The organism is Corynebacterium sp. HMSC070E08, from assembly GCF_001808895.1.
Classification (GTDB): domain Bacteria; phylum Actinomycetota; class Actinomycetes; order Mycobacteriales; family Mycobacteriaceae; genus Corynebacterium; species Corynebacterium hiratae.
The window spans coordinates 74137-83988 of sequence record NZ_KV794728.1 but is presented as its reverse complement, the minus strand read 5'-3'; the positions used below and the strand labels follow the sequence as shown (position 1 = coordinate 83988).

General features: G+C 61.3%; 10 protein-coding genes. 3 read left to right on the top strand and 7 right to left on the bottom strand.

Annotated features, from left to right (window positions below):
- Window positions 1–931: 931 nt before the first annotated feature.
- On the bottom strand, window positions 932–1138 hold the full coding sequence (locus HMPREF2526_RS01755; protein WP_070545476.1) for a hypothetical protein: 207 nt from the start codon (window positions 1136–1138) through the stop codon (window positions 932–934).
- 10 nt (window positions 1139–1148) lie between these two features.
- A complete protein-coding gene (locus HMPREF2526_RS01750) occupies window positions 1149–2228 on the bottom strand; it encodes an alpha/beta hydrolase (protein WP_070545474.1) in 1080 nt (359 codons plus the stop codon).
- Window positions 2229–2290: 62 nt separating this feature from the next.
- Between HMPREF2526_RS01750 and HMPREF2526_RS01745 the strand changes: the two genes are divergently transcribed.
- Complete coding sequence (locus tag HMPREF2526_RS01745; protein ID WP_070545473.1) at window positions 2291–3658, top strand: M20 metallopeptidase family protein; 1368 nt, start codon at window positions 2291–2293, stop codon at window positions 3656–3658.
- On the opposite strand, the gene HMPREF2526_RS01740 is transcribed toward HMPREF2526_RS01745, so the two are convergent.
- The 3 genes from HMPREF2526_RS01740 to HMPREF2526_RS01730 are packed head-to-tail and all read right to left on the bottom strand — an operon-like array spanning window position 3594 to window position 5568.
- Window positions 3594–4364 carry a PrsW family glutamic-type intramembrane protease gene (locus tag HMPREF2526_RS01740; protein WP_070545472.1) on the bottom strand — a complete coding sequence of 257 codons (771 nt, stop codon included), beginning with the start codon at window positions 4362–4364 and terminating at the stop codon, window positions 3594–3596. The two genes, HMPREF2526_RS01745 and HMPREF2526_RS01740, sit on opposite strands and share 65 nt — an antisense overlap.
- Complete coding sequence (locus HMPREF2526_RS01735) at window positions 4361–4783, bottom strand: hypothetical protein (protein WP_046649005.1); 423 nt, start codon at window positions 4781–4783, stop codon at window positions 4361–4363. The genes HMPREF2526_RS01740 and HMPREF2526_RS01735 overlap by 4 nt, the downstream gene beginning before the upstream one ends.
- The gene (locus HMPREF2526_RS01730) at window positions 4780–5568 is read right to left on the bottom strand and encodes a PrsW family glutamic-type intramembrane protease (protein ID WP_083295497.1); all 789 of its coding nucleotides are present in this window, start codon (window positions 5566–5568) and stop codon (window positions 4780–4782) included. The genes HMPREF2526_RS01735 and HMPREF2526_RS01730 overlap by 4 nt, the downstream gene beginning before the upstream one ends.
- Window positions 5569–5656: 88 nt before the next feature.
- Here HMPREF2526_RS01730 and HMPREF2526_RS01725 point away from each other — a divergent pair, with 88 nt between their 5' ends.
- Both HMPREF2526_RS01725 and HMPREF2526_RS01720 read left to right on the top strand, forming a co-directional pair.
- Window positions 5657–6838 (top strand): sensor histidine kinase, encoded by a 1182-nt coding sequence (locus tag HMPREF2526_RS01725; RefSeq protein ID WP_246819843.1) that lies wholly within the window; start codon window positions 5657–5659, stop codon window positions 6836–6838.
- Window positions 6838–7488, top strand: a complete 651-nt coding sequence (locus HMPREF2526_RS01720; protein WP_070545468.1) for a response regulator — start codon at window positions 6838–6840, stop codon at window positions 7486–7488. Before HMPREF2526_RS01725 ends, HMPREF2526_RS01720 begins: the two co-directional genes overlap by 1 nt.
- Here HMPREF2526_RS01720 and HMPREF2526_RS01715 read toward each other — a convergent pair.
- Together HMPREF2526_RS01715 and HMPREF2526_RS01710 are read right to left on the bottom strand one after the other, a co-directional pair.
- Complete coding sequence (locus tag HMPREF2526_RS01715) at window positions 7485–7865, bottom strand: hypothetical protein (protein WP_070545467.1); 381 nt, start codon at window positions 7863–7865, stop codon at window positions 7485–7487. The genes HMPREF2526_RS01720 and HMPREF2526_RS01715 overlap by 4 nt on opposite strands.
- A complete protein-coding gene (locus HMPREF2526_RS01710; RefSeq protein ID WP_070513640.1) occupies window positions 7866–9731 on the bottom strand; it encodes a BCCT family transporter in 1866 nt (621 codons plus the stop codon). It abuts the gene before it with no gap.
- Window positions 9732–9852 lie beyond the last annotated feature (121 nt).

Genomic DNA, 9852 nt, shown 5'->3' with positions numbered 1-9852 from the left:
CCCGACGTGTCTACTTTCCGGGGGTCAGGCCCTTCCTTCTAACCAAGTGCTGGCAACAATGACTAGGAAAATACCGGAGACTAAAGAAATGGTTGCCGGCAATATAGACAGGTAAATGCTGGACAATGTGTCACGATATGCGGAAGCCTCGCTATCAATGGCAAATGAAATCTCTCCATTATCAGCATGCGAACGTGCGCTAGGGCTGGCATCGATGCTATCGGTGAGAGACCTAGCCATCCGCTCTGACTGCAGCTTTTGCTCAATCGTTCCATACGTTGGAAACAATATGTATCTTGAGGATGTTCCTAAAAACCAAATCAGCGAATAGAGTATAGAAAGCTGTAGGCCAATTGTAATGAAGTCCTCTCTGTTTGAACTATTAAGGAGAGAGCTGACTCCACTGCCGAGAACATACGGGGCAATGACGGTACAAATTGACGAGATTACAATGGAGACGAGGACTAAAAAGTTGTTCCAAGGCGATAGTTTCCAAGATTGTGTAATAACTTGTCGTATAAAATGCATTTGGAATCCATCTCTAAATGGCTCGTGTTAATCGTGATGTCAGATGAATCTATCCGAAGGGGGCTGGCCCGGCTCTGAATTCGTTTCCAAAGTGCGAAAGCCAAAGGGTGGTCGAAAAATGTCGCCTGATGTGAGTTAGGTGACAATCTTAAAAGTGTGTTAACTATAGCGCATCGGGTGTTAGCTGTCTATCCCTAGTTTTGGAAGTGAAAAGGGGTAGAGATGGGAGGCCCCGCAGATCGAGGCCTCTCCAGAGCTGCTCGCGTGCAAGTCCTCTGGCTTGCTGGGTTCTTTGGTCCACCAGCGCGATCTCCGAATGCGGTGGCGGATGTAGGTTTCTAATTCCTGCCCATGGGCACGAACCTCGAGGCAGGCCCCAACACCCCGCAACCGAAACGCAGAATTACTCGGCGTTAAACGAATAGCTCCCAGTCAACTCGTTGTGGATGACAACGGTATAGTCCTGGCCGTTGGCAGTGGCGCCCTCGATAAGCGCTTGGAGCTCCTGAGAGTTGTAATGGCGGCTTAGGCCTACGTAGAACACTGCGAGGAGGACAAGCCCGGCCACGAGGATGGCGGCAGGGAGGAAAGCGCTGCGGAATTGGGACATGCTGTCGACGTTAGTAGAGCGCTGGTTTAATCGCATCCCACGCCGGCTGCAATTGCTTGCCAAACATCACCCAGTCGTGGGTGCCTTCGGTGAGATAGTCGGTGGTGTGGGGGATGGAGGCGTCGGCAAGCGCGGCAGAAAACTCCTCCGTACAGCGACGCGAGCCGGCCTCCAAAAGGGTGCCCCCGATGCGGTCATTGACGGACTTTCCGGGGTAGGCCGCCAGTTCCTCGTCCGTCCATGCGCCCGAGGCCGCGGCGAGGTACAGCGCCGTGCCGCGCAGCCCCTCCGGGTGGGACATGACGTCATTGCGTAGCCAATCCTCCGATCCGCGCGGGCCCCACATGTTCGTTGGGTCGCCGCCCTTGGTGCGCACCGTCAAGTCCACCGTGCCCTGGCCCACCTGGCTGGTGGTGGAATAGCAGCCGGAAATTCCCGCCACGCCATTAAAGGAACCCGGGTTGTTGTTCGCCATCATTACCGCGCCCGACGCTCCCATGGACAATCCAATGAGCCCGCGCTTGCCGTTGTGGTTGAGCTCTGCCTCCACCAGCGGCGCGAGTTCGGTGGTGACAAAAGTTTCCCACTTGTGGCGCCCCAGCTTGGGGTCGTCCTCTCTCCAATCGGTCCACATGGAACCTGCGCCTTGCGACGGAATCACCACGCTCGCATCCGTATCCCCAAACACGCGGCGCACGTGGCCCTTGGTGATCCAGTTCGAGGTCTCCGGGGAATCTACGCCCTCGAGAAAGTACACAACGGGCCCGCCGTTGCCCACGACGACGTCGACGGGAATATCGCGCCCCATCGACGGCGAAGACACGATCCACTTCTCGCGGCCAGGTTCGTCGGTGGCGCGCCGCTCCACGAGGGAGACCTCGTCGATTTCTTTAATCGGGTACGGGTACTCTTCCTGCTCCGTAGACCATGCGTCGGTGAGTAGGTGGGAGGAGGTACCCAAGCCATCGATGACGTTGAACATGGTGTCCACGGCCCACTGCGATGAGGCCTCGTCGCGGCTCGACAGTTGGTAGGAGGAGCCGGGCGTGAACATCAGGGAGCTGGCCACCAGCGCGGAGAAGAGCTTCATAAACGGCTACCTTAATACAGATTCCGGTATGCTCGGCGCACATGCTCGGAAAGGATGACACCATGAAGATGGCACCGCGCCACCGTCAGCAACTGCCACCGCTTCCGATGGTTTCGGCCAAGCTGGGGGAGCGTTTGGCCAGCCAAGTGTTCGTGGAGGAAGGCCGGGAGCTGCTTCCGGAGTTGCAGGAGTTCCGTCGCGATATGCACCAGAACCCTGAGGTCGGGCTGCACCTGCCGCGCACGCAGGAGAAGGTGCTCGAAGCTCTTAAAGGCCTGCCGCTGGAGATTCAGCTCGGGCGCGACTTGAGCTCCGTTGTGGCGGTGCTGCGCGGCGGCAAGCGCGGCGAGCGCCCGGTGTCGGTGCTGCTGCGCGCGGACATGGACGGTTTGCCGGTGCGCGAGCAGACCGGTAGCCCTTTCGCTTCGACGAATAACAACATGCATGCGTGTGGCCACGACCTGCACACGGCGGGGCTTATCGGCGCGGTCAAGATGCTCTGCCGCCACCGCGAGGAGCTGTTGGGCGATGTCATCTTCATGTTCCAGCCGGGCGAGGAAGGCCCGGGTGGTGCGCAGCCGATGATTGATGAGGGCGTGCTCGACGCTGCTGGCCGCCGCCCCATTGCCGCCTACGGCCTGCACGTCGGCCCGCAGGATCGGGGTACCTTCCATCACATCGCCGGGCCGATGATGGCCTCGTCCTCGAACCTGGGTATCACCGTCTACGGCAAGGGCGGGCATGGTTCACGCCCGCACGATGCGATTGATCCGGTTGCCGCCTTGGCGGAGATCCAGGTGGCGCTGCAGGTGGCGCTGACCCGGCGCTTCGACGCGAACTCGCCGATTGTTATCACGGTGACCAACCTGCGCGCGGGCGACGGGGCGGTCAACGTCATCCCGGACAAGGCGGAGCTGGGCGCGACGGTGCGCGTGCTTCGCGACGAACACATCGACGCCGTCCGCCAGATGATCATCGAGGTCTCAAGCTCCGTGGCGGCCTCGCACCGTTGTACCGCGAAGGTGGACTTTGAGGTTTTGTATTCGGCCACGAAGACCTCACCGCGCGAGGACCAGTTCGCGGCGTCGTTGTGGGCCGGCATGTTCGGGGCGGAAAACGTACTGACCATGGACACACCAATGATGGCCTCGGAGGACTTCGGCGCGGTGCTCGCCCAGGTACCGGGCACGTTCATGTGGTTCGGCACCGGTGATCCGCACACCCCGGAGCACATGCGCGAGTGGAACCACTCGCCGTTGGTGCGCTTTGATGATTCCGTCCTGGGAGACCAAGCCGCGGCCCTGGCGGCGGTGGCCTTTGAGCGCCTCGCCGCCGAGGACGCCCACCCCTCGCCGGCCACGAAGGCTATGCGTGCGCCGGTGCAGGGGACGGGGTCGGATGCGCAGCCGCCTTCTTCCGCAGCGCAATAGTGCCCCAGATGGTGGCTACCCATTCGGCGAGCACGACGACCATGCCGGCGAGGAGGGGCCAGATGGCGTCGTCGAGCGCAGTGCTTAACGACGGGAAGAGGTTCTTCGTGGCGTGCACCGCGATGGCGAAAATAAGCCAGCGCATCGGCTGCTTCTGGGACAGGCCATAGGCGCTGAGACCGGTGAACAGCGAGTGGGAGAGCGGGTTGGATACCAATCGGATAACCACCGCCGCGATTGCCCCGGCGGTATCCGAATCGAGGTTATCCACCGTCATGCGCGCGAAGGCGGTTGCGTCCTCACCCACAGTGAAACCGATACCCACGGCCACGCCCACGAAGACGTAGTCGAGCAAACTGCGGGGCCGGATGACGAAGGTGCAGATAAGCAGCACGCCGAGGAACTTCAGCACTTCCTCGATGAGCGGCGCATATCCCGCAGCGCCCAGCCACTCTAGGCCCGCGCGGGCAAGGAGGTGTGTCATGTTCGTATTGAGCTCCACGGCGAGCCCGGAGAACGCGAAGCCCCACACCACGCCGTGGGCAATTCCCGGCCGGCGGCGCAGGAGGAACAGCGTGAGGGGGACGAGTACGGCGGCGAAGATCACGGCGGCCAGAGCACTTGCGGGTAGAAAGGGTTCGCGGGTGTAGTGGAAGGCGGACACGGCCAGCGCGCCGAGGGTCAGCAGGTAGTACAGGTACTTCATGCGTCCTCCGGCTGCACGCGGTCGGCGAAGTCACGTGCCTTCGGTCCGTAGATGTGGAGGAAGGAGATGGTGTTGTTGTGCCGCTGAGACAGCGTGATGCCGTCGCCGTCCTCGACGCGGTAGAGCTCGGCAGCCTGGGTGGTGATGGGGGCGTCGGTCAGCGCGCTGGTCCCGGTAAAGGAACGGTGCTGCCGCGGCAGGTAGGTCTCGACCTCGTGGGAGGAGCTGCCTTCCTCCGAAATGATGGTCGCGCTCCCGCAGTTCCAGGTCTGCGAGGAGGCGTACGGATCCTCCGGGCATTCGAGCTCCGGGATGCCGCGCACGGGGGTGGTGTCGGGAGTGGGGTCGGGGAGGAGGGCGTCGGCAAGCGGTACTGCGGCGAGGACGCCGATGCAGGAATAAATCAGTGTGTTTCTCATGCTTTTGACCCTAAGAGCTGCGGTTTGACCCCGGTATCCTCCGCAGGGAGGATTTTGCGGAGTTTCACAATACTGACAATCGTGGCGACCCACAGGCCGATGAGGATGAGGAAGGTGGGGAAGATGGGCCAGAAGGCGTCCTCAAACGCGGTAGAGATAGACGGGCCGAAATTGGCGGTGAAGTGCACCGCCATGGCGATGAGCAACCAACGCACCGGTTGCCTGCGGGAGAGCCCGTAAGCCGCGATTGCGGTGAAGAAGGAATGCATGAGCGGATTCGCGATGAAGCGGACAAGCACCGCCAGCAGCGTTCCCCTGATATCAGAATCGAGGTTCTCCAGCGTCATGTTGACGTAGTAGACGGCGTTTTCGCTCACGCTAAAACCCATCCCCACGGCCACGCCGACGAAAACGTAATCCGCCCAGTGGCGGGACCGGATGACGCAGGTGCAAATGAAGATGACGCCGAGGAATTTGAGGACCTCCTCGGTGAGTGGGGCGATGCCAGCGATGACCAGCCAGTCTGGGACCGTGCGGATGAGGAGGTGGTTCATGCTCTCGTTGAGCTGACCGGCGACTCTGGAAACCGCAATGCCCCACACCACCCCGTGCGCAATGCCCGGGTGCTTGCGCAAAATCAGCAACGTGAGACCAAGTGCCACGGCCGCGTACAACACTGCGGCGAGCGCGCTGGTAGTGACGAAAGGACCTTGGGAGAAATCATAAACGGCGAACACCAGCCCGGCGGCGGTAAGCAGTTCATATAAAGTCTGTGTTCTTCTCATGCGGTTTAGGTTATGAACTGCGCCCGGGGTGCCGGTATCCTCCGCAGGGAGGATTTCCATACCCTGGGGGAGAGTTATCGTGTCAACCATGACGAGAAAGACGCGACCACTATGGATCACGGTCCTGCTTATTATGCTCTGCGCGATAGCGGATTCGGCTTCGTGGATCCTCCAACTCGAGAATTATGACGGGTCGGACGAGCAAGCCATGGTTTCCGGCGTCATGGCTCTGCTCAACATTGCCACGTGGCTTCTGCTGCCCTTCGCCCTGCACCACTCACGGCGGGAACGCAACATTCACGAGGAGTACCTGGGCCACCCGGTGGCGCTGATTGTGGCGCTGCTCGTCCTAGCGGTGGGCGGGTTTAGCCCGTTGTCGCTCTCAGTGCTGGTGGTGCTGACCTCGCTCATCTCACGCGGTAGCCTGCGGTGGTCCCTGGCGGGGACGGTGATACTGGTGGCCTCATATGTAATCGTCATGGCGGTGCCTGAACTGCAGGTAAATTACTTGTCAGTTTTCGGTTACGGGTTCTTTGGAACCATCGTGCTCATCGTTGCCTGGATTACGGGCTCGGTGCGCGCGCAGCGCCGCCAGCGCGAGGTCACGCTGGTGAGCTTGGCGGAGCTTAATGAGGACCAGCTGCGCTCGCGCGAGGAGCGGGCGCGTCTGGAGGAACGCAACCGCATTGCCCGCGATATCCACGATTCCCTCTCGCATCGGCTCAGCCTTATTTCCGTGTACGCGGGTGGCCTGAGCTACCGCAAGGATGCGGACCCAGAGCACATCGCCGAGGCGGCAGACACCATCCAGTCGGAGGCCAAGGCCGCTGTGGAGGATCTGCGCGGGGTGATCAAGGCGCTGCGCGTGGACGATCGGGTGGATCCGCGCGCGAGCATCGAAGAACACATCGAGCGCGCACGGGCGACGGGGACGAAGGTGCGGTATGAGAAAGGGGACGCGCATGAGAGCATCGATAGGCTTAGCACGATGGCAGCTCACACGCTGGGCCGCGCCGTGCAGGAGGGGCTGACCAACGCGCGCAAGTACGCGCCGGGGCAGAAGGTAAGGCTCACCGTGGAGAACGAGGAGGATAAGGTGCGGGTGACCATGCAGAATAAGAAGGTGACGCACCAGCCGAAGTCCGGCGGCGGCAATGGCCTGTTGGGGCTGGAGGAACGCGCCCGGCTGGCGGGAGGCACCTTCATAGTGCTTGACGACGCCTCCACCTTCACCTGGGTCCTCGAGCTACCGGAGGAGGCACACGCGTAATGATTTCAGTGGTGTTAGTCGATGACGAGCAGGCACTGCGGCGCGGTATCCGCTTCATCCTGGAAGGCGCAGCAGACATCGAGGTGGTGGCCGAGGCCGGCAATGGGCGCGATGGCGTGGCCCGCGTGCTGGATCTGCAACCGGATGTCGTTCTCATGGATATCCGCATGCCCGTGATGGACGGCATCGAGGCGGCCGGACAGCTGCGCGCGAGCGCGCCAGACCTTCCGGTGGTCATGCTCACCGCTTTTGATACGGATGAGTTCATCGTGGATGCGCTACACGCCGGCGCGATGGGGTTCTTGCTGAAGACCATCGAGCCGGAAGGACTGGTCTCGGCGGTGCGGGCCGTGGCCGCAGGACAGCAGCTGCTGAGCCCGAAGGCGCTGAAGAATTTGCTGGCGCTCAAGCGTCCTGAGCCTGCGCCCACAACCGCAGCCAAGTCGCCTGAGCCCCGCCCACTGGAGGGCTTAAGCCAGCGCGAAAACGAGGTGGCGGAGCTGGTGGCCCAGGGCCTAGACAACCAGGAGATTGCCGGACAGCTCTACGTTTCCGTGACCACGGTGAAGACCCATATCAAGCACATCTTGGACAAGCTGGGCGGTACCAACCGCGTGCACATTGCGATTGCGGTGTTGGAGTCGCGCTAGCCTCGGCGGAGGAAGGCGGAAATGATGCCGATGATTGCGATGACCACCACGATGATGGAGGCCGCCGGCCAGTACTGGGGGTAGTACTTCAGCGTGTAGCCAAAGACCTGGCTGTCGTTGAACTGTTGGGCCAGTGCGATGGGCATCCACCACAGCTTGGTCAGCGTCAGGATCGCGCCCAAGAGCCCGGCGATGATGCGGCCCGGCCTGCGCAGGAAGAAGCTGGCCGCCACGAGGAGAACACCAACAATCGTGAGTGCGAATAGCAGAGGCGTATCCACGGCGAGCGGCGAGCCATTGATGAGGAACTCGTGGTCCACTTCGTGCTGTTCGATAAGCGTGTAGCCGTCGAGGACGACATCGTCGGGGATGCCCACTTAGGTCTCCTTCTGCTCAGAGTTCGGGTCGTAGCCATCGGCCCAGGTATCGGTGTCGAAGTCGTAGTCTACATTCTCGCCCTTTTCATCGGTGCGCTGGTACCAGTCTGTGTAGCGGTGCGCTGAGGAGTCGAAGTCGGAGCCGGCACCGCGGCCCTCGTCGGCGTGCTCGACGGTGATCTCGAAATCATCGCCGTGCTCCTCGATGCCACGCACGACGGCGTTTTCCACCGCGGCACGCGCGTAGGCGCGGCGGATGAATACCGGGTCGGAGCGCAGGTCCTTGATGAAGGCCACCATCATGACGAGCAGCACGATGCAGAAAGGTAGCGCTGAGAGGATTGTCAGGTTCTGCAGGCCTGTGAGCACGTCCTCACCACCGGTCAGAAGCATGACAACAGCGATGCCCATCATGCACAGGCCCCAGAAGATAACGATGATCTTGTTCGGGGCGGGATTGCCCTTGGAGGACATGGTTCCCATGATGACCGATGCGGAATCCGCAGAGGTGATGAAGAAGACCGCCAGCACCAGGATCAAAATGAAAGGCGTGATGCTGCTCAGCGGCAGGTTGTCGAACATGGCGAAAAGAACCTGCTCGCCGGAGGCGGAGCCATCAAAGTTGGGTAGTTCTTCGCGCTGGAAGGTAATGGCCGTGCCGCCGAAGATGGTGAAGGCCAGGATGAGGATGAGGGAAGGGGCGAAGACGGTCACGGCCGTGAATTCGCGCAGCGTGCGGCCACGGGAGATACGGGCCACGAACATGCCGACGAACGGCGTCCAGGCAATCCACCACGCCCAGTAGAACGCAGTCCAGTAGGACTGGAACTCGACGGTTTCATCGCCCCAGGACAGGCCTTTGGCCATCATCGGCAAAAGCTGGTCGATGTAGGTCACGATGCCGGAGGGCACGAGATTGAGCAGGAGCAAGGTCGGACCGGTGAAGAAGACAAAGATGACCAAGCCGAGTGTCACCGTGATGTTGAAATTAGAGAGATAGCGCACGCCGCGGGAGACACCCGAGACCGCCGAGATGATGAAACCGCAGCCCAGGACCGCAATGATCACGATGAGCACGGAGTTGGTCAGCGGGCCGGCACCACGGATGATGGAGACGCCTTGGCCGATCTGGATGGCGGAAAGACCCAGTGTGGCGGCGGTGCCGAAGAGCGTGGCGACGAGGGCGAGGACGTCGATAAGCTTGCCCAGCGGGCCGTCGGTATCGCGGGAGCCGAACAGCGGCTTGAAAATCGAGGACACCAGAGGGACGCGTCCGCGGCGGTAGGAGGAATAGGCGATGGCGCCGCCGACGAGGGCATAGGCTGCCCAGGGCGAGATTCCCCAGTGGTAGTGCGCCTGGGCCATGGCCTGGTGCAGGGCCTCGACGCTGTTGCCGTCGACGGTGTGCGGCGGCGGGGTGAGGTAGTGCGACAGCGGCTCTGACGGGCCGTAGAAGAAGATGCCGACGCCGATGCCGGCGCCAAACATCATGGCGACCCAGCTAAACCAGCCGAACTCAGGCTCTTCGTCATCGGTACCGAGCTTGATGCGGCCTAGGCGGGAGCAACCGATGTAGAGCATGGTGGCTACGGCCATCATCATGGTGATGTTGAGCAGCCACCCGGCGTTCGTGATGGCCCAGGAAAAGGCGGAGGAGGATGCGGCCGAGACGGATTCTGGCGAGCTAATGCCCCACACGATGAAGGCTACGACGAAGGTAGCGGTGCTGAAAAAGGTGATTTTGTCGAGGGCGAAAGCGTTGCGTTGGTCCTCCACGCCGATGCCAGGGACCAAGCCCGGGTGCATGTCGTGGGGATAGATGCCTACTGGGGGACCGGTGGCTTGTCGAGAGTTCATGGTGACCATTATCGCAGGTGCGCGAAATGACAGTGTTGTGAGCTAGGATGAAGACACTTATTTCTGCGTCGATTGGAATGCCATGTCGCTGCCTAATTTTGATGAGAATGTCCGTGAGCTGGAGGAAGCC

Excerpts from the sequence above, each read along its gene's own strand:
- HMPREF2526_RS01750 (WP_070545474.1), bottom strand. The coding sequence starts at position 2,228 with ATGAAGCTCTTCTCCGCGCTGGTGGCCAGCTCCCTGATGTTCACGCCC.
- HMPREF2526_RS01725 (WP_246819843.1), top strand. The coding sequence starts at position 5,657 with ATGACGAGAAAGACGCGACCACTATGGATCACGGTCCTGCTTATTATG.
- HMPREF2526_RS01745 (WP_070545473.1), top strand. The coding sequence starts at position 2,291 with ATGAAGATGGCACCGCGCCACCGTCAGCAACTGCCACCGCTTCCGATG.
- HMPREF2526_RS01755 (WP_070545476.1), bottom strand. The coding sequence starts at position 1,138 with ATGTCCCAATTCCGCAGCGCTTTCCTCCCTGCCGCCATCCTCGTGGCC.
- HMPREF2526_RS01720 (WP_070545468.1), top strand. The coding sequence starts at position 6,838 with ATGATTTCAGTGGTGTTAGTCGATGACGAGCAGGCACTGCGGCGCGGT.
- HMPREF2526_RS01735 (WP_046649005.1), bottom strand. The coding sequence starts at position 4,783 with ATGAGAAACACACTGATTTATTCCTGCATCGGCGTCCTCGCCGCAGTA.
- HMPREF2526_RS01730 (WP_083295497.1), bottom strand. The coding sequence starts at position 5,568 with ATGAGAAGAACACAGACTTTATATGAACTGCTTACCGCCGCCGGGCTG.
- HMPREF2526_RS01740 (WP_070545472.1), bottom strand. The coding sequence starts at position 4,364 with ATGAAGTACCTGTACTACCTGCTGACCCTCGGCGCGCTGGCCGTGTCC.
- HMPREF2526_RS01710 (WP_070513640.1), bottom strand. The coding sequence starts at position 9,731 with ATGGTCACCATGAACTCTCGACAAGCCACCGGTCCCCCAGTAGGCATC.